Raw genomic sequence first — 18,129 nt, forward strand, 5'->3', positions numbered from 1 at the left:
CGTAGTATATTTTCTTGCTAAGCGAATAATCGTGTAGTAAATTTACACAAACGCTTACCCTCCTCTTTCAGATATCCCATGGCCCTTTCCGATTTCGACCTCGTTTTCTTTGGTGGCAGCGGCGACCTTGCGATGCGCAAGCTGCTCCCTGCAATGTATGCGCGCGACGTCTGCCACGACCTGCCCGACACGGCCCGCATCATTTGCGTGGGCCGCGACGACTTCACACAGGAAGACTTCCTCGCGTTCATCGAAAAGAACTCGAAGCCGCACATCAAGGAGGCGCCGGCCAGCGACACCTGGGCGAGATTCCTGAAGCGCATCGTCTACGTGTCGCTGAACGCCACCGACCTGTCCACCTTTGGCCCGCTGGCCGAGGCCCTGCGCCAGGACGAGGGACTGACCCGCGTCTACTACCTCGCGACTCCGCCGCATTTGTTCGCGACCATCTGCGACAACCTGGCCGAAACGACGTTGGTGACGCCGAGCTCGCGCGTGGTGCTGGAAAAGCCGCTGGGCCGCGACCTGGCCTCGGCCAAGCAGATCAACCTGGATGTCGGCAAGGTGTTCGCCGAGTCGCAGATCTACCGGATCGACCACTACCTGGGCAAGGAGACCGTGCAGAACCTGCTGGCCCTGCGCTTCGGGAACATCCTGTTCGAGCCGCTGTGGCGCCGCGAATGGATCTCGGACGTGCAGATCACCATCGCCGAGAAGATCGGCGTCGGCAACCGCCTGGGCTACTACGACACCTCGGGCGCGCTGCGCGACATGCTGCAGAACCACCTGCTGCAGCTGCTGTGCATCGTGGCGATGGAACCGCCCACCTCGATCGCGCCTGACGCCGTGCGCGACGCCAAGCTGCAGGTATTGAGGTCCTTAAAGCGCTTCACCCCGACCACGCTGGCGCAGAACATCGTGCGCGGCCAGTACCGCTCCGGACACATCGACGGCCAGGCCGTGCCGGGCTACCGCGAAGAACCGGAAGCGCCGAAGGGCTCGAAGACCGAGACCTTCGTGGCCATGAAGGCCGAGATCGACACCTGGCGCTGGGCCGGCGTGCCCTTCTACCTGCGCACCGGCAAACGCATGGCCGACCGCCTGGCCGAGATCGTGGTGCGCTTCAAGCAGATCCCGCATTCGATCTTCAACCAGCCGACCTCGAGCTTCCAGCCCAACAGCCTGGTGATCCGCCTGCAGCCGGACGAAGGCCTGTCGATGAACCTGATGGCCAAGACCCCGGGCGATTCGATGCGCCTGAAGCAGGCCGAGCTCGAACTCGATTTCCGCGAGCAGTTCACCAGCCCGCGCATGGAAGCCTACGAGCGCCTGCTGGTCGACGTGCTGCGCGGCCAGCTGACCCTGTTCATGCGCGGCGACGAGCTGGAAGCGGCCTGGGAATGGGTCGAGCCGATCCTGCAGCACTGGGAGCAGAACGACAACGCGCCGGTACCATATACCTCGGGCACCTGGGGCCCTGCCGCCGCGAGCGCGCTGATCGGCCGCGACGGGCTGCAGTGGCGCGAAGAAGTGCTGCCGGAAGACTGAACCTAGGCCATCATGCTGCTCGATTCCATCCGTACCCAGCTCGACTCGCTCTCGAAATCCGAGCGCAAGGTGGCGCTCGCCGTGCTCGCCGCGCCTTCCGTGACGGTGAGCCAGAACATCACGGCGCTGGCCAAGAGCGCCCAGGTGTCCGAACCCACCGTGGTGCGTTTCTGCCGCACCCTCGGCTACGACGGCTGGCACGAGTTCAAGCTCAAGCTGGCCCAGGGTCTCGCCCTGGCCCTGCCGGGTGCGAACGAGCAGCCGGCGCCGGACGACCTGGCGTCCGACCTGGTGAACAAGATCTGCAGCCGTTCGATCAACACCCTGCTCGACCTGCGCAACAACCTCAAGCCGGAACTGGTCCAGAAGGCGCTCGACATCCTGTCGCGCGCCAACAAGATCGAGTTCTACGGCCAGGGCTCGTCGGGCTTCGTGGCCGCCGACGCCCAGCACAAGTTCTTCCGCTCGGGGGTGCCGACGGTCGCCTATACCGATCCGGCGATCCACTCGATCGCCGCGGCCCTGCTGCGCGAAGGCGATGCGGTGGTGGCGATTTCGCAGCGCGGCAATAATCCGGCGCTGACCCGCTCGGCCAAGCTGGCGCGGCGCGGCGGCGCCGACGTGATCGTGCTGGCGCCCTCCGGGACGCCGCTGGCCGAGATCGCGACCCTGTTCATCCCGATCGACCTGGTGTTCGCGATCGACCCCTACACGCCGATTTCAGCGCGCCTGGCTTACCTGGTCGTGATCGACGTGCTGGCGGTGGGGCTGGCGCTGCGGCGCGGGCCGGAATTCCGCAAGAAAATGCAGAACGCGCAGAAGGCGCTGCAGGAATTCGACATGCAGTTCGATTCCTTCCTCGGCTGAGCCGCCGGCGGCGCGCACATTCGCGCAGGTGTAAAATACCCGGTTTCCATAGCATCCCGGGTCACGCCATGCACATCAATCCCGAACGCAGCTCCCGCCCTGACTACGCCCTGCTGGTGCGCCAGGTCGAAAGCGTCCTCGAAGGCGAACGCAATTTGATGGCGAACGCCGCGCAGTTCTCTGCCCTCGTGTACGACACCCTCGCCGACCTGAACTGGGCCGGCTTCTACTTCACCGTGCCGGCCCGCAAGGGCGACGGCCAGGATTTGCTGGTCGGCCCCTTCCAGGGCAAGCCGGCCTGCGCCCGCATTCCCTTCGGCCGCGGCGTCTGCGGCACCACCGCGGTCGAGCGCAAGACCATCGTCGTGCCGGACGTGCACGCCTTCCCGGGCCATATCGCCTGCGATTCGGCCTCGGCATCCGAGATCGTGATCCCGGTGATCAAGGACGGCGTGCTGCTGGGCGTGTTCGACATCGACAGCCCGGTACTGAACCGCTTCTCGGACGAAGACCGCGCCGGCCTGGAAGGCATGCTCGCCGCCTTCATCGACGGCACCGACTTTTAATTTGACTCATCTTTAAGCGCCCCGCCATGAACCAACTCGAACAACTCAAGCAATACACCACCGTCGTCGCCGATACCGGCGACTTCCAGTCGATCAAGGCCTACGCGCCGCAGGATGCGACCACCAATCCGTCGCTGATCCTGAAGGCCGTGCAGAAGCCGGAATACCGTCCGCTGCTGGAAAAGGCGATCGCCGATGCGCCCCACGCCACGGTCGATGAAATCGTCGACAACCTCCTGATCGGTTTCGGCGTCGAGATCCTGAAGTACGTGCCGGGCCGCGTCTCGACCGAGATCGATGCCGCCCTGTCCTTCGATACCGAAGCCACCGTCGCCAAGGGCCGCGAGCTGATCGCCCTGTACGAGAAGGCCGGCGTGTCGCGCGAGCGCGTGCTGATCAAGATCGCCTCGACCTGGGAAGGCATCCGCGCCGCCGAGATCCTGGAGAAGGAAGGCATTCACTGCAACCTGACCCTGCTGTTCTCGCTGTGCCAGGCGATCGCCTGCGCCGAAGCGGGCGTCCAGCTGATCTCGCCCTTCGTCGGCCGCATCTACGACTGGTACAAGAAGTCGACCGGCCTTGAGTACCAGGGCGCCGACGATCCGGGCGTGCAGTCGGTCAAGCGCATCTACCAGTACTACCGCAAGTTCGGCTACAAGACCGAAGTCATGGGCGCGAGCTTCCGCAACACCTCGCAGATCCTGGAACTGGCGGGCTGCGACCTGCTGACCATCTCGCCGGACCTGCTGCAGAAGCTGGCCGACACCCAGGCGCCGGTCGAGCGCAAGCTGGTGGCCGATGCCAACGCTGACATCCGGAAGATCGCAATCGACGAGAAGACCTTCCGCTTCATGCTGAATGAAGACGCGATGGGAACCGAGAAGCTGGCCGAAGGCATCCGCGCCTTCGTGGCGGATTCGATCAAGCTGAAGAAGATGATCGAAGAAATGAAGTAACAAGGAAAACGCGCCTCCGGCGCGTTTTTTACATCGCCCGCAGGCCGTTCAGGTAGGTATCGATCACCGTCCCGCCGAGCTCCTGCAGGTCGAACCAGGCCGGCTCGAAGATCCAGTTGCGGATCAGGCCATCGACCATGATCCAGCCACCCTGCGCGGCGGCCAGGGTGGTGACGCCCGGGCGCAGCATGCCCTTCTCCTGCGCCTGCTTCAGGTGCGCTTCCATGCGGTCCTGCCACAGGCCGATCGACTCGCGGCGGCGCGCGCGTACCGAATCCACCTCGTCGATGAATTCCGTCTTCAGGGTGGCGATCTCGAACACGCGGCGCGCCTTCTCGTCTTCCACCACGATGCGCAGCACCGTCATCATGTCGTCGCGCAGGCATTGCAGCGGATCCCTGACGTCGCGCTGCTCGTCGAGCTGCTGCATGGCCTCGTCCATCGGCATCTTGGCGCGGTCGAACATGGCGTTGAACAGCGCGCCCTTGTCGAGGAAATGCCAATAAATCGCGCCCCGCGTCACTCCCGCAGCGCTCGCAATATGTTGTAAAGTTGTTCTTGATACGCCTTGTTCAGCGAACAATTTTTCTGCAGCGTCAAGGATGCTGTCGCGGGTCGCCGCAGCCTCCGCCTTGGTTTTACGTGCCATTTTTTCATTGCCCTTAAATTTGTTGGGGCTCTCCAGCAATAAACATACAGCCGTGATAGTATATAAAACTGTCCCCGAAAGCCAGTAACAATTCGTGCGTCATCGAAGTATCTGACGCCGGATATCGAAACAACAATGAGAAGGAAGCATACGTAATGCGCTCAGACCACTCCTCCCTGACCCTGACCCGCATCGCCGCAGGCACGCTGGTGGCCATCGCCCTGCTGTCGGGCTGCGGCAAGAATGACGCCGCCCCGGCCGCCGCTGGCCCAGGCGGCGGCATGCCGGCGCCGGAAGTCGGCGTCGTCACCACCAAGTACGAGCCGGTGTCGCTGCTGACCGAACTGCCGGCGCGTGCCGAGCCGGTCCGCACTTCCCAGGTCCGCGCGCGCGTGGACGGCGTGGTGCTCAAGCGCCTGTTCACTGAAGGCAGCGAAGTCAAGCAAGGCCAGTCCCTGTACCAGATCGATCCGGCTCCCTACCAGGCACGCCTCGCCGCGGCCCAGGCCGACGTCGGCAGCGCCCAGGCAACCCTGAACCAGGCCGCCGCCCAGGCCGAGCGCTACAAGCCACTGGTCGAGGCCAATGCCATCAGCAAGCAGGAATACACCAACGCCGTGGCCGCCCAGAAGCAGGCGGAAGCGGCCGTTGCGGCCGCCAGGGCCCAGGTGCGCATCGCCCAGATCAACGCGGGCTACGCCAACGTGTACGCCCCGATCTCGGGCCGCATCGGCCGCTCGCTGGTGACCGAAGGCGCCCTCGTCTCGGCGACCCAGGCGACCGAAATGGCGCTGATCCAGCAGACCAATCCGATGTACCTGAACATCACCCAGTCGGCCACCGAGCTGCAGCGCCTGCGCAAGCAGGCCGGCGGCGGTAACGCCAAAGATGCACCGGTGACGGTGGTGCTGGACGACGGCACCGAGCTGGCTACCAAGGGGCGCCTGCTGTTCTCGGACGTCACCGTCGACCCGAGCACCGGCCAGGTCACCCTGCGTGCGCAGGTACCGAACCCGGACAACGCCCTGCTGCCGGGCCAGTACGTGCGCGTGCGCCTGGCCCAGGCCCAGCTCCCGAACGGCATCGTGGTGCCGCAGCAGGCCGTCACCCGCGGCGGCCCGCAGGGCGATACCCTGATGGTCGTCGGCCCGGACAACAAACCGACGCCGCGCACCGTCAAGATCGGCTCGCAGCAGGGCGCCAACTGGATCGTCACCGAAGGCCTGAAGGAAGGCGAACGCGTGATGGTCGACGGCTTCCAGAAGCTGCAGATGCTGCCGCCGGGTACCCCGGTCAAGGTCGTGCCGTGGCATGCTGCCACCGCCGCGGCGCCTGGCGCGGCGCCGGCTCCGGCCACCGCCTCGGCGCGCAACTGAGCCGCCGCAGGACAAGAACAGGACTAATTCATGGCACGTTTCTTTATTGACCGCCCTATTTTCGCCTGGGTGATCGCGCTGTTCATCATGGTGATCGGCGCGGTCTCGATCACCCAGCTGCCGATCGCCCAGTATCCGAACGTGGCCCCGCCATCGATCGTGATCAATGCCGCCTATCCGGGCGCGTCGGCCCAGACCCTGGAAGACTCGGTCATCTCCGTCATCGAACGCGAGATGAACGGTTCGCCGGGCCTCGTCTACATGGAATCGAGCAGCACCGCCAACGGCAGCGGCTCGATCACCCTGACCTTTGAAACCGGCACCAATCCGGAGCTGGCCCAGGTGGACGTCCAGAACCGCCTGTCGCGCGCGGCCCCGCGCCTGCCGGCGGCGGTGAACCAGCAGGGCGTGCGCGTCGACAAGGTGCGCGCGAACTTCCTGCTGTTTACCATCCTCTCGTCCGACGATCCGAAGTGGGACCCGATCGCGCTGGGCGATTACGCCTCGCGCACGGTGCTGCCCGAGATCCAGCGTATCAAGGGCGTCGGTACCGCGCAGCTGTTCGGTACCGAGCGCGCCATGCGCGTCTGGATCGACCCGGCCAAGCTGGTGGGCTTCCGCCTGTCGCCGGCCGACGTCAACAACGCGATCCGCAGCCAGAATGCCCAGGTGGCCTCCGGCACCATCGGCGAACTGCCGCTGGCACGCGGCCAGGAAATCACCGCGACCGTGGTCGTGACCGGCCAGCTCTCCACCGTCGAACAGTTCGGCAACATCGTGCTGCGCGCGAATCCGGACGGTTCGACCGTGCGCCTGAAGGACGTGGCCCGCATCGAAATCGGCGGCCAGGCCTATGGCACCTCGGCGCGCCTGAACGGCAAGCCGTCCACCGGCATCGGCGTGCAGCTGGCCCCGAGCGGCAACGCGCTGGAAACCGCGCGCCTGGTGCGCGAGCGCATGGATGAACTGTCGAAGTTCTTCCCGGCCGGGATGAAGGCCACCGTGCCTTTCGACAGCTCGAAGTTCATCGACATCTCGATCGAGCAGGTACTGCATACCCTGGTCGAAGCGATCGTGCTGGTGTTCCTGGTGATGTACCTGTTCCTGCAGAACTTCCGCTATACGATCATCCCGACCATCGTGGTTCCGGTCGCCCTGCTCGGTTCCCTCGGCACCCTGCTGGCGCTGGGCTACTCGATCAACGTGCTGACCATGTTCGGCATGGTGCTGGTGATCGGTATCGTGGTCGACGACGCCATCGTGGTCGTCGAGAACGTCGAGCGCATCATGAGCGAAGAGGGTCTGAGCCCGCTGGCCGCGACCCGCAAGGCCATGGGCCAGATCTCGGGCGCCATCGTCGGCGTGACCGTGGTCCTGATGTCGGTGTTCGTGCCGCTCGCCTTCTTCGGCGGCGCGGTGGGCAACATCTACCGCCAGTTCTCGGTGGTCATGGTCTCCTCGATCGCCTTCTCGGCCTTCCTGGCGCTGTCCCTGACCCCGGCCCTGTGCGCGCACCTGCTCAAACCTGTCGAAGCCGGCCACCATCACGAGAAGAAGGGTTTCTTCGGCTGGTTCAACCGCCGCTTCGCCAGGACCGCCAAGGGGTATGAGGGCTGGGTCGGCAAGCTGATCCGCAACTCGGGCCGCGCGCTGCTCGCCTTCGCGCTGGTGATCGGCCTGGTGACGCTGTTCTTCACCCGCATGCCGAACTCCTTCCTGCCGAACGAAGACCAGGGCTACGTGATCGCCAACATCCAGCTGCCGCCGGGCGCCACGCTCGAACGCACCAACGAGGTGATGCGTACCGCCGAGGCCTTCATCATGAAGCAGCCGGAAGTGGCCAACATGGTCAGCGTGCTGGGCTTCTCGTTCTCGGGCGCGGGCCAGAACATGGCGCTGGCCTTCATCCCGCTGAAGGACTGGGACGAGCGCAAGGGCGAGAATTCGAGCGCCCAGGCCGTGGCCGGCCGCATCATCGGCGGCCTGTCCGGTGTGCGCGACGCCTTCATCTTCGCGCTGTCGCCGCCGCCGATCCCGGAACTGGGCCGCGGCACCGGCTTCAGCTTCCGCCTGCAGGACCGCGGCGGCAACGGCCACAACGCCCTGCTGGCAGCCCGCAACCAGCTGCTCGGCATGGCGGCGCAGAGCCCGATCCTGGCCGGCGTGCGCCCGGAAGGCCTGGAAGACGCGCCCCAGGTCATGCTCGACATCGACCGCGACAAGGCCCAGGCCCTGGGCGTGAGCTTCGATGCGATCAACACCGCGATCTCGACCTCGCTCGGTTCCTCGTACGTGAACGACTTCCCGAACGCCGGCCGCCTGCAGCGCGTCGTGGTGCAGGCCGATGCCAGCGCCCGCATGCAGCCGGACGACCTGCTGCGCCTGAACGCCATGAACGTCCAGGGCCAGCCGGTGCCGCTGTCCTCGTTCGCGACCACGCGCTGGGTGACCGGTCCGATGCAGACCCTGCGCTACAACGGCTATCCGGCAATGAGCATCTCGGGCGACGCCAAGCCGGGCTATTCGACCGGCGACGCGCTGGCCGAGATGGAGCGCCTGGCAGCCAAGCTGCCGCCGGGCTTCGCCTTCGAGTGGACCGGCCAGTCGCGCGAGGAACAGCTCTCGGGCGGCACCATGGGCATCCTGATGGCCTTCTCGCTGCTGGCGATCTTCCTGGCCCTGGCCGCGCTGTATGAAAGCTGGTCGATCCCGGTGTCGGTGCTGCTGGTGGTGCCTTTCGGTATCCTGGGCGCCGTGCTGGCAGCCATGATGCGGGGCTACCCGAACGACGTGTACTTCAAGATCGGCCTGGTGACCATCATCGGCCTGGCGGCGAAGAACGCGGTGCTGATCATCGAGTTCGCGAAGGACCTGCAGGCGCAGGGCAAGTCGCCGATGGAAGCGGCGATCGAGGCGGCGCACCTGCGCTTCCGCCCGATCATCATGACCTCGCTGGCCTTCATCCTCGGCGTGCTGCCGCTGGTGATCGCGGGCGGCGCCGGCTCGGCATCGCAGCGCGCGATCGGTACCGGCGTGATGGGCGGTATGATTACGGCTTCGACGCTGGGCGTGCTGTTCGTGCCGCTGTTCTTCGTCGTGGTCCGCAAGATCTTCAAGGGCAGCGAACGCCAGCGCAAGAAGTACGCGCATGAGGAAGACGCTGCAAGCGCAGTCCAGGAAAAAATATGATCGACATGATGAAAAAAATGACCCGCTTGACTCCGCTCGCTCTGGCTATGACGCTGGCAGGCTGCATGTCGCTGGCGCCGAAGTACGAGCGTCCGGCGGCGCCGGTGGCCGGGGCCTTCCCTGAACTGGCGAAGCCCGCCAGCGCGCCGGCCGCCCAGCTGGCGAGCGAGGCGCCGGCCATGATCGCCTGGCAGCGCTTCTTCCCGGACGCGCGCCTGCGCGGCCTGATCGAGCAGGCGCTGAGCAACAACCGCGACCTGCGCGTCGCAATCGCCAACATCGAGCAGGCCCGTGCGCAGTACCGCATCAGCCGCGCCGACCGCCTGCCGACCGTCGGCGTAGGCATCAGCGGCCAGCGCCAGACCACCGGCGAAGACGAGCCGATCTCGAGCCTGTACCAGTCGGGCTTCTCGGTATCAAGCTTCGAGCTCGACCTGTTCGGGCGCGTGCGCAACCTGTCGCAGGCTGCGCTGGCCCAGTACCTGGCCACCGAAGAAGCGCGCAAGTCGGCGCAGATCAGCCTGGTCTCCTCGGTGGCCAGCGTCTACCTGCAGCTGCTGGCCGACGAAGAGCTGCTGGCGATCACCCAGCAGACCCTGGGCACGCGCCAGGAATCGCTGCGCCTGACCCAGCTGCGCTTCGACAACGGCGTAGCCTCGCGCTTCGAACTGCAGCAGGCGCGCTCGCTGGTGGAAACCGCACTGGCCACGCTCGCGGCGCAGCAGCGCCAGCGCGCGCAGGACCTCAACCTGCTCACGCTGCTGGTCGGCACCCCGGTGGAACCGGTACCGAGCGGCACCACCCTGGCGACCACCGAGCTGCCCGACCTGCCGGCCGGCCTGCCATCAAGCCTGCTGGCCAGCCGCCCGGATATCCGCGCGGCCGAGCAGCAGCTGATCGCGGCCAACGCCAACATCGGCGCGGCGCGTGCCAACTTCTTCCCGCGCATTACGCTGACGGGCAGCGTGGGCAGCGCCAGCACCGAGCTGTCCGGCCTGTTCAAGAGCGGCACTTACGGCTGGACCTTCGCGCCGCAGGCGATCCTGCCGATCTTCGACTACGGCCGCAATACCGCCGTGCTGGGCTCTGCCCGCGCCCAGCGCGACGTCGCGGTGGCGCAGTACGAGCGCTCGATCCAGACCGCGTTCCGCGAAGTGGCGGACGCGCTGGCCGGGCAATCGACCTTCAGCGAGCAGCTGCGCGCCCAGCGCGCGGTGGCCGAGGCCGAGGCCGACCGCTTCAACCTGGCCGACCTGCGCTACCGTAACGGCGCGGCCAGCTACCTCGAGCTGCTCGACGCCCAGCGCGCGCTGTTCCAGGCGCAGCAGGCGGCGGTGCAGGCCAACCTGCAGCGCCTGCAGAACCAGGTGACGCTGTACAGCGTGCTGGGCGGCGGCTGGACCGAGCCGGGCACGCCGGTGGCGGCGCGCTGAGCTGCTGCTTGTCCATGACATCGGGCCCTTCGCGGCCCGATTTTTTTGCGCTGTCGAATTGAAACGCGGAATTGAAATGATGCAGGTTTCACAAGCTCGCTACACTGGACGCATGAACGCTTGGGGGCTCGCTGCCCGACTGCCATGCGCAAATTCGCCCGCTCACACTGGAAAATCCTCATCGCGATCCTGCTTGCGGTCGCGCTGGCGACGCTGACCCTGGAAACCGATTCCGCCCCGTCCGCTTCCGGCCCCGACCTGTCCGCCCGCCTGCGCGCGCACGTCACGGCGATCGCCAGCCAGGAGCACAACACCGCGACCCCGCGCGCGCAGGAGCAGGCCGCACGGCACATCGAGAGCACGCTGCAAGGCTATGGCTACCGCCTGCGCCGCCAGGAATACCAGGCCGGCGGCCAGAAGGTGCGCAACATCGAAGTCTCGATTGCGAACACGGCGCCGGGCAGCAAGCCGGAACGCATCTTCATCGTCGGCGCCCATTACGATTCCGCGGGCGGCGCCCCGGGCGCGAACCTCAGTGGCAACGACGGCGGCAGCGGCACCGCCGCCGTGCTGGAGCTGGCGCGCCTGCTCAAGGCCATGCAGCCGAGCCGCGGCACCGAAATCAAGTTCGTCTTCTTCGTCAACGAGGAGCCGCCATTCTTCATGGGCGAAGAGATGGGCAGCATGCAGCACGCCCGCGAGCTGAAGAAAAACGGGCAGAACGTGGAAGGGGCCCTGATCCTGGAAACGGTCGGCTGGTACTCGCAGGCGCAGAACAGCCGGAAGCTGCCGCCGGGGCTGGAGAAGCAGTATCCGAGCACCGGCAACTTCATCGCCTTCGTGGGCACGCTCGAATCGTCGGCGCTGGTGCGCCAGGCGCTGGGGGCGTTCCGGGCGCAGTCGGACTTCCCGGCCGAGGGCCTGGCGGCGCCGGCCCACGTGATGGGCGTGACCTTGTCGGACCATGCCTCCTACAACCGGCACGGCTACCCTGCCCTGATGATCACCGACACCGCCTTCCTGCGCTACCCCTACTACCACACGGCGGAGGATACGCCGGACAAGCTCGACTACACGGGCATGGCGCGCGTGGTCAAGGGACTGGCGCGCACCATCGAATCGCTGGCGGGTGCAGTACGCACCTGAACCTTACCCCGCCAGGAACATCTCCTGCAGATCATTGAGGAAGCGCTGGCCGAGCTCGGTCGGCTTGATCAGCTTGTGGTCGCGGTAGAGCAGGCCCTTGCTTTCCGCCTCGTTGAGCGCCTTGCTGATGGCGCTGATGTTCATGCCGGTGCGCTCGCCGAACAGGTTCGGATCGAAGCCGTCGACCAGGCGCAGGGCATTGAGCATGAACTCGAAGCCCATGTCGGCGCGCGCGATCTCGTGCTCTTCCTGCACCGGGTTGCCGCGCTTGGCGGCGTCGATGAAGGAGCCCGGCTGCTTGTAGCGCGCCTGGCGCAGCACGCGGTGCGGGAACGAAATCTTCGAATGGGCGCCGGCGCCGATACCCAGGTAGTCGCCGAACTGCCAGTAGTTCAGGTTGTGCTGCGCCTGGCGGCCTTCCCTGGCATAGGCCGAGACCTCGTAGTGCCGGTAGCCGGCGGCGGCCGTGGCTTCGAGGATCATGTCCTGGATGTCGGCGCTCAGGTCGTCGTCCGGCAGCGCCGGCGGATACTTGGCGAACACCGTGTTCGGTTCCATCGTCAGGTGGTACATCGACAGGTGCGGCGGGGCGAAGGACAGCGCAGTCGCGAGGTCGCGGCGCGCTTCGTCGAGCGTCTGCGACGGCAGCGCGAACATGAGGTCGAGGTTGAAATTATCGAAGGTCGAACAGGCGATTTCCACCGCGCGCAGGGCCTCGGCTTCGTCGTGGATGCGGCCCAGGGCCTTGAGGTGGGCGCCGTTGAAGCTCTGGGTCCCGATCGACAGGCGGTTCACGCCGCTGTCGCGGTAGGCCTTGAAGCGCTCGGCTTCGAAGGTGCCTGGATTGGCTTCCATGGTGATCTCGGCCCCGATCTCGAGCGGCAGCAGGGTGCGCACGTCGGACAGCAGGCGATCGAGGCCGGCGGCCGACATCAGGCTCGGCGTGCCGCCGCCGATGAAGACGGTGTGGATCTTGCGGCCCCAGATCATCGGCAGCGACTGCTCCAGGTCGAGGCGCACGGCGTCCAGGTAGTCCTTCTCCGGCAGCTCGCCCTTGGCCTCGTGCGAATTGAAGTCGCAATACGGGCACTTGCGCACGCACCAGGGGAAGTGGATGTAGAGCGACAGCGGCGGCAGGGCTGTCAGGTTCAGCGCGCCCGGCTGCAGGTATTGCAGGGCCGTCGCGGCGGGTGAACGCGGTTCGCCCGCGCTTGTGCCATGACTTGGGCCGGCGACTTTAATCGGAATCATTTGGACAGTTTTTCCACGAGGGCGCGCAGGGCCTGGCCACGGTGCGAGTGGGCATTCTTCACACTTGGCTCGAGTTCGGCGGTGGTCTTGCCGAGCGAAGGGATCAGGAAGTGCGGGTCGTAGCCGAAGCCGTTGGCGCCGCGCGGCGTGTCGATGATCTCGCCATGCCACTGGCCGTCGGCGATCACGGGCTGCGGGTCATCGGCATGGCGCACGTAGACCAGCACGCAATAGTAGTAGGCCGACTTGTCGGCGTGCCGGGCCAGGTCGGCGACCAGTTTTTCGTTATTGCGGGCGTCGGATTTCGGTTCGCCGGCGTAGCGGGCCGAGTAGACGCCCGGTGCGCCGCCCAGTGCGTTGACGCAGACCCCGGAGTCGTCGGCCAGGGCCGGCAGGCCGGTCAGGCGCGACGCGTGGCGGGCCTTGGCCAGGGCGTTTTCCACGAAGGTGCCGAAGGGCTCTTCCGCTTCCGGGACATTGAATTCGCCTTGCGGGTGCAGCGCGAACCCGATGGGTTCCAGCAGTTGGGCGAATTCCTTCAGTTTGCCGGCGTTATTGGAGGCGAGGATCAGGCGTTGGGTCATGGCGATGGGGTGCGGTGGCGCGGAGGGGTGGTATTTTAGCGCGTTGGGCTAAAGGACGCTTTGTGGCTGCGGTGCGGATTAAGCATGCCGAATCAGCCAATCAGTCCCAGCGACTGCTTCTGCAAACGAATCAACTCCGTAATCCCCAACTGCCCCAGATCCAGCAGCCGGTTCATCCCGACGCGATCGAAGGCCGCCCCTTCAGCCGTCCCTTGCACCTCGATGAAATGCCCCTGGTCCGTCATCACGATATTCATGTCGGTATCGCAATCCGAATCCTCGACGTAATCCAGGTCCAGCACCGGCGTGCCCTTGTACACGCCCACCGAGATCGCCGCCACGAAGTGCTTCACCGGCACCGCCGCCAGCAGCCCCTGCCCCACCAGCACGCTGAACGCGTCGTAGGCCGCCACCATGGCGCCCGTGATCGAGGCGGTGCGGGTGCCGCCGTCGGCCTGGATGACGTCGCAGTCCAGGTGCAGGGTGCGCTCGCCGAAGGCTTCCAGGTCGAAGGCGGCGCGCAGGGAGCGGCCGATCAGGCGCTGGATTTCCTGGGTGCGGCCGGTCTGCTTGCCGCGCGCGGCCTCGCGGTCCATGCGGGTGTGGGTCGAACGCGGCAGCATGCCGTATTCGGCCGTCAGCCAGCCCTGCCCTTTGCCCTTCAGGAAGCCCGGCACCTTCTCTTCGATGCTGGCGGTGCAGATCACCTTGGTGTCGCCGCATTCGATCAGCACCGATCCCTCGGCATGCCGGGTGTACTGGCGGGTGATGCGGATGGCGCGCAGCTGGTCGACCGCGCGCCCGCTCGGGCGTTGTGCAAACGTCATGGGAAGCCTTTTCTTATTTGAGTAATTGGGAAGATTTTTCGATCGCTTCGCGGATCTCGGCAATCGCCTTTTCGATCTCGTCTTCGTCGAACGCATCTGCAACGTCGGCGGCACCCGAGGGCAAGGGCTGGCCGGCGGTGATCGTCGAGCTGACCTCGTCCTCGGGCAGCATCTGGGTCGAGATCACGTCCGGCCCCAGGCTGCCCTTCGCCTCCGCGCCCTGCCAGGTGATCGCCAGCGCGGTCGTGTTGTCCGCGCGCGCGCCGCCGATCGCGGCCGCCATCGCCACCATGTCGGGCACGGCCTGCACGATGGTCGAGGTGGACAATCGGTGCACGATCTCGGTCTCGGGCAGCATGCCCCACAGGCCATCCGAACACAGCAGCAGCGTGTCCCCCGGCTCCAGGCTGGCCTGGCGCGACAGCTCGACTTTCGGCGCCTGGTTGGCGCCGAGGCAGTTCCACAGCTTGTTGCGGTCCGGGTGGGTATTGCGGTCGGCCTCGCTGGCCTTGCCGCGGTCGATCAGGTATTCGAGGTGCGAGTGGTCGCGCGTGCGCGCCAGCACCTGGTTGCGGCGCACCCAGTACAGGCGCGAATCGCCGCAGTGCGCCCATACGGCGCAGTTGTGCTGGACCAGGCAGGCCACCACGGTGGTGCGCGGCGTCTCGGGCAGCTTGTTGGCTTCGGCGTAGGCGAGGATATCCCAGTGGGCCTGGTTCAGGGCCTCTTCCAGGAAGCGCTCGGGCTTCTTCACGTAGGGCTTGGCCTGCATGCGGAACATCATCGACATCGTTTGCAGCGTGATGGTGGCGGCGACCTCGCCGGCCAGGTGGCCGCCCATGCCGTCGGCCAGCACCAGCAGCAGCGCGTCGCGCGTGAAGCTGTAGCCCATGCGGTCCTGGTTGACCTTGCGCCCACCGATGTGGGTTTGCTGATAGACGGAAAACTGCATGTTCTCTCCTAGCTCGCCTTGCGCCCGAATCCGAGGCGCCCTGCCAGGCCGCGCCAGCCGGCGGCCGGCGCTTCGGATTCTTCTTCCTCGGCCTGCGGCGCGATCGAGGGCGCGGCCTGCAGCACCTTCTGCATCGAGAACACGCTCTGCAGGCGCGCCAGCGGATCGAGCGCCATGCAGGAGCGGACCATGTCGATCAGCTCGGGCGAATAGCTGCCCGCCAGCGTGGCCAGCGCGGCCTCGGTCTTGTCCTCGATCTTGCGTGCTTCCACCGGCTGCGGCATCGAGCGCGTCATGCAGGCGTACATGGCCGCGCCGATGCTGTAGATGTCGGTCCAGGGTCCGAGTGCCGCCGCCTTGCTGTACAGCTCGGGCGCCGCGAAACCGGGCGTGTACATCGGCGCCAGCATCGGCGCATCGATGTTGATGGTCTGGCGCGCCGCGCCGAAGTCGAGCAGCAGCGGCGAGCCGTCGCTGCGCAGGTAGATGTTGGCCGGCTTCAGGTCCAGGTGCAGCAGCTTGTTGGCGTGGACTTCGCGCACGCCGGCGCACACGCCCTTGAACAGCTGGCGGATCGAGGCTTCGCCCATGCGGCTGCCCCTCGCATGCAGGCGCGCGATATGGTCCTGCAAGGTGTGGCCGGACTCGTAGGCCATCACCATGTAGACCGTCTCGTGGGCACGGAAGAAGTTCACCACCCGCACCACGTTCGGATGGACGATGCGCGCCAGCGCCCGCCCCTCTTCGAAGAAGCACTTCAGGCCGATGCGGAAGACCGGTAGGTTGGGCTTGGAAACCACGGGTATCAGCTCGCCGGGCGCGCGCAAGGCGAGCTGGCTGGGCAGGTATTCCTTGATGGCGACCGCATTGCCTTCGGCGTCATATGCCAGATAAACAATACTGAACCCACCGGACGCAATTTTCTTTACAATGCGATATCCGGCAATTTCCAGGCCATCCGGCAGGGGGGCGTTATTCTGTGCGGCCATTCAGGAGAATCCTTGCTTAACACAACGATTGTGTGGGATAAATGTCGCCTTTGTAAAGAATAAAAAAACGGGGATTTCATTGAGCATTTCAAGCATGACAGGTTATGCGGTGGCCACCAGCGAAGGCGCTGCCGGCACCCTCACGATCGAGATCAAGAGCGTCAATTCGCGCTTCCTCGACCTCCAGTTCCGCATCAATGACGACCTGCGCGCGCTCGAACCCGACCTGCGCTCCGCCATCATGGCCGCGATCACGCGCGGAAAGGTTGAAGTGCGCTTGTCCTTCGGCCGCAAGGCTGCCGGCGGCTCGCAGGCACTCAACCAGGAATTGCTGTCCGACCTCGCGCGCCTGCAGGCCGAAGTGACCAAGCACTTCGCCGCGGCGCCGCAGATGACGGTGGCCGAGCTGCTGCGCTGGCCCGGCGTCATCGAGGAATCGACGGTCGGCCAGGAATCCCTGCAGCTTGACGTCGCCGCCCTCACCGCGACCACCGTCGCCGCTTTCGTCGACAGCCGCAAGCGCGAAGGCGCGGCGCTCGAGGCGATGTTGCTGTCGCGCATCGATTCAATGGAAGCGATCGTCAAGCGCATCACGCCGCTGATCCCGCAGGTAATCTCGCAGTTCCAGCAGAAAGCAGTCGAGCGCATGCAGGACGCGCTGGGCCTGGCCGGCCACGGCAACCCGTCGGTGCTGAGCCGCCAGGAAGTACTGGAGCGCATCCGCCAGGAAGTGACGCTGTACGGCATCCGCATCGACGTCTCGGAAGAGCTGTCGCGCCTGTCGGCCCACCTGAACGAAACCCGCCACATCCTCAAGAAGGGCGGCCAGGTCGGCAAGCGCCTCGACTTCATGATGCAGGAACTGAACCGCGAGGCGAATACGCTGGGCGCCAAGGCCTCGGTCAAGGAGCTGGCCGATGCGTCGATGGAGCTGAAGCTGCTGATCGAGCAGATGCGCGAGCAGGTTCAGAACCTCGAATAAATAATTTGTATGTTGTCGTTGCGCAACAGCGCGACGGTGATTTGAACGCGCGGGCGGGAGACCCGCCCACCTTACGCAGGGCGGGCGGGTTCCCCGCCCGCGCGTTCAAACTTATGATGAACACTACGTACCAAACAAGGAACCACATCATGCTCACTCCCGCCCTCTCCGGCAGCCTGTTCGTCGTCGCCGCCCCGTCCGGCGCCGGTAAATCGACCCTGGTCAACGCCCTGCTGAAGCTGGAACCGGGCATCAAGCTGTCGATCTCGACCACCACGCGTCCGCCGCGTCCGGGCGAGCAGGACGGCCGCGAGTACCACTTCACGTCGGCGGAAGACTTCGTCTCGCGCGCCGACCGGGGCGAATTCATGGAATGGGCGGAAGTCCACGGCAATTACTACGGCACCAGCCGCCTGACCGTGGAACAGGAAATGAAGAACGGCACCGACATCCTGCTGGAAATCGACTGGCAGGGCGCGCGCCAGGTGAAGAAGCAGTTCCCCGACGCGGCCGGCATCTTCATTCTGCCGCCGTCGATCGAAGCCCTGGAGGAGCGCCTGCACAAACGCGGCACCGACGAGCCCCATATCATCACCCGCCGCCTGCTGGCCGCCGGGGGGGAGATCGCTCACGCTCCGGAGTTCGAATATGCTATCATCAACGAAGAGTTCAACGTCGCCCTCGCGGAACTGCAGGCGATTGTCAAAGCGACACGTTGCCGTTTCGCCCAGCAGGCGGCCCGCAACGCCGACTTGTTTGCCCAGCTGGGAATCCACGCGCATCAACCATCGTAAGAGCGCGGCGCCGTAAATGG

At 65.7% G+C, this 18,129-nt stretch carries 16 protein-coding genes; 10 read left to right on the forward strand and 6 right to left on the reverse strand.

What is annotated here, in order from left to right:
- The first annotated feature begins 78 nt into the window (after nt 1-78).
- From zwf to tal, 4 genes are all read left to right on the forward strand, one after another.
- Entirely contained in the window at nt 79-1,548 is a 1,470-nt protein-coding gene (gene zwf, locus AC56LK_RS02460) for a glucose-6-phosphate dehydrogenase (RefSeq protein WP_497182971.1), read from the forward strand.
- A gap of 12 nt (nt 1,549-1,560) precedes the next feature.
- Nucleotides 1,561-2,415, forward strand: coding sequence for an SIS domain-containing protein (locus AC56LK_RS02465; RefSeq protein ID WP_497182972.1), 855 nt, complete (start codon nt 1,561-1,563; stop codon nt 2,413-2,415).
- Between the two features lie 68 nt (nt 2,416-2,483).
- Nucleotides 2,484-2,981: a GAF domain-containing protein gene (locus AC56LK_RS02470; protein ID WP_497182973.1), complete on the forward strand. Its 498-nt coding sequence runs from the start codon at nt 2,484-2,486 to the stop codon at nt 2,979-2,981.
- 26 nt (nt 2,982-3,007) lie between these two features.
- Nucleotides 3,008-3,937, forward strand: coding sequence for a transaldolase (gene tal, locus AC56LK_RS02475; RefSeq protein ID WP_497182974.1), 930 nt, complete (start codon nt 3,008-3,010; stop codon nt 3,935-3,937).
- Between the two features lie 28 nt (nt 3,938-3,965).
- On the opposite strand, the gene AC56LK_RS02480 is transcribed toward tal, so the two are convergent.
- Entirely contained in the window at nt 3,966-4,586 is a 621-nt protein-coding gene (locus AC56LK_RS02480) for a TetR family transcriptional regulator (RefSeq protein ID WP_497182975.1), read from the reverse strand.
- A gap of 155 nt (nt 4,587-4,741) precedes the next feature.
- On the opposite strand from AC56LK_RS02480, the gene AC56LK_RS02485 reads away from it, so the two are divergent.
- From AC56LK_RS02485 to AC56LK_RS02500, 4 genes are all read left to right on the forward strand, one after another.
- Nucleotides 4,742-5,962 (forward strand): efflux RND transporter periplasmic adaptor subunit, encoded by a 1,221-nt coding sequence (locus AC56LK_RS02485; RefSeq protein ID WP_497182976.1) that lies wholly within the window; start codon nt 4,742-4,744, stop codon nt 5,960-5,962.
- Between the two features lie 30 nt (nt 5,963-5,992).
- A complete protein-coding gene (locus AC56LK_RS02490; protein WP_497182977.1) occupies nt 5,993-9,151 on the forward strand; it encodes an efflux RND transporter permease subunit in 3,159 nt (1,052 codons plus the stop codon).
- 8 nt (nt 9,152-9,159) lie between these two features.
- Entirely contained in the window at nt 9,160-10,584 is a 1,425-nt protein-coding gene (locus tag AC56LK_RS02495) for an efflux transporter outer membrane subunit (RefSeq protein ID WP_497183041.1), read from the forward strand.
- A 144-nt stretch (nt 10,585-10,728) separates the two neighbouring features.
- Nucleotides 10,729-11,730, forward strand: a complete 1,002-nt coding sequence (locus tag AC56LK_RS02500; RefSeq protein ID WP_497182978.1) for a M28 family peptidase — start codon at nt 10,729-10,731, stop codon at nt 11,728-11,730.
- A gap of 3 nt (nt 11,731-11,733) precedes the next feature.
- On the opposite strand, the gene hemW is transcribed toward AC56LK_RS02500, so the two are convergent.
- The 5 genes from hemW to AC56LK_RS02525 form a co-directional block, all read right to left on the reverse strand.
- Nucleotides 11,734-12,981, reverse strand: coding sequence for a radical SAM family heme chaperone HemW (gene hemW, locus AC56LK_RS02505; RefSeq protein ID WP_497182979.1), 1,248 nt, complete (start codon nt 12,979-12,981; stop codon nt 11,734-11,736).
- A complete protein-coding gene (rdgB, locus tag AC56LK_RS02510) occupies nt 12,978-13,565 on the reverse strand; it encodes an RdgB/HAM1 family non-canonical purine NTP pyrophosphatase (RefSeq protein ID WP_497182980.1) in 588 nt (195 codons plus the stop codon). The genes hemW and rdgB overlap by 4 nt, the downstream gene beginning before the upstream one ends.
- Before the next feature lie 92 nt (nt 13,566-13,657).
- Nucleotides 13,658-14,392, reverse strand: coding sequence for a ribonuclease PH (gene rph / locus AC56LK_RS02515; protein WP_497182981.1), 735 nt, complete (start codon nt 14,390-14,392; stop codon nt 13,658-13,660).
- Nucleotides 14,393-14,405: 13 nt separating this feature from the next.
- A complete protein-coding gene (locus tag AC56LK_RS02520; RefSeq protein ID WP_497182982.1) occupies nt 14,406-15,344 on the reverse strand; it encodes a PP2C family protein-serine/threonine phosphatase in 939 nt (312 codons plus the stop codon).
- Between the two features lie 8 nt (nt 15,345-15,352).
- Complete coding sequence (locus AC56LK_RS02525) at nt 15,353-16,333, reverse strand: serine/threonine protein kinase (RefSeq protein ID WP_497182983.1); 981 nt, start codon at nt 16,331-16,333, stop codon at nt 15,353-15,355.
- A 94-nt stretch (nt 16,334-16,427) separates the two neighbouring features.
- Between AC56LK_RS02525 and AC56LK_RS02530 the strand changes: the two genes are divergently transcribed.
- Nucleotides 16,428-17,315 (forward strand): YicC/YloC family endoribonuclease, encoded by an 888-nt coding sequence (locus AC56LK_RS02530; RefSeq protein ID WP_436104774.1) that lies wholly within the window; start codon nt 16,428-16,430, stop codon nt 17,313-17,315.
- Nucleotides 17,316-17,464: 149 nt separating this feature from the next.
- Nucleotides 17,465-18,109, forward strand: coding sequence for a guanylate kinase (gene gmk, locus AC56LK_RS02535; RefSeq protein WP_497182984.1), 645 nt, complete (start codon nt 17,465-17,467; stop codon nt 18,107-18,109).
- The last annotated feature ends 20 nt before the right edge of the window (nt 18,110-18,129 follow it).

The organism is Telluria sp. ZB4P36, from assembly GCF_059685865.1.

What these genes read in the sequence shown, in the direction of transcription:
- zwf (WP_497182971.1), top strand. Translation starts at nt 79, where the DNA reads ATGGCCCTTTCCGATTTCGACCTCGTTTTCTTTGGTGGCAGCGGCGAC.
- AC56LK_RS02465 (WP_497182972.1), top strand. Translation starts at nt 1,561, where the DNA reads ATGCTGCTCGATTCCATCCGTACCCAGCTCGACTCGCTCTCGAAATCC.
- AC56LK_RS02470 (WP_497182973.1), top strand. Translation starts at nt 2,484, where the DNA reads ATGCACATCAATCCCGAACGCAGCTCCCGCCCTGACTACGCCCTGCTG.
- tal (WP_497182974.1), top strand. Translation starts at nt 3,008, where the DNA reads ATGAACCAACTCGAACAACTCAAGCAATACACCACCGTCGTCGCCGAT.
- AC56LK_RS02480 (WP_497182975.1), bottom strand. Translation starts at nt 4,586, where the DNA reads ATGGCACGTAAAACCAAGGCGGAGGCTGCGGCGACCCGCGACAGCATC.
- AC56LK_RS02485 (WP_497182976.1), top strand. Translation starts at nt 4,742, where the DNA reads ATGCGCTCAGACCACTCCTCCCTGACCCTGACCCGCATCGCCGCAGGC.
- AC56LK_RS02490 (WP_497182977.1), top strand. Translation starts at nt 5,993, where the DNA reads ATGGCACGTTTCTTTATTGACCGCCCTATTTTCGCCTGGGTGATCGCG.
- AC56LK_RS02495 (WP_497183041.1), top strand. Translation starts at nt 9,160, where the DNA reads ATGAAAAAAATGACCCGCTTGACTCCGCTCGCTCTGGCTATGACGCTG.
- AC56LK_RS02500 (WP_497182978.1), top strand. Translation starts at nt 10,729, where the DNA reads ATGCGCAAATTCGCCCGCTCACACTGGAAAATCCTCATCGCGATCCTG.
- hemW (WP_497182979.1), bottom strand. Translation starts at nt 12,981, where the DNA reads ATGATTCCGATTAAAGTCGCCGGCCCAAGTCATGGCACAAGCGCGGGC.
- rdgB (WP_497182980.1), bottom strand. Translation starts at nt 13,565, where the DNA reads ATGACCCAACGCCTGATCCTCGCCTCCAATAACGCCGGCAAACTGAAG.
- rph (WP_497182981.1), bottom strand. Translation starts at nt 14,392, where the DNA reads ATGACGTTTGCACAACGCCCGAGCGGGCGCGCGGTCGACCAGCTGCGC.
- AC56LK_RS02520 (WP_497182982.1), bottom strand. Translation starts at nt 15,344, where the DNA reads ATGCAGTTTTCCGTCTATCAGCAAACCCACATCGGTGGGCGCAAGGTC.
- AC56LK_RS02525 (WP_497182983.1), bottom strand. Translation starts at nt 16,333, where the DNA reads ATGGCCGCACAGAATAACGCCCCCCTGCCGGATGGCCTGGAAATTGCC.
- AC56LK_RS02530 (WP_436104774.1), top strand. Translation starts at nt 16,428, where the DNA reads ATGACAGGTTATGCGGTGGCCACCAGCGAAGGCGCTGCCGGCACCCTC.
- gmk (WP_497182984.1), top strand. Translation starts at nt 17,465, where the DNA reads ATGCTCACTCCCGCCCTCTCCGGCAGCCTGTTCGTCGTCGCCGCCCCG.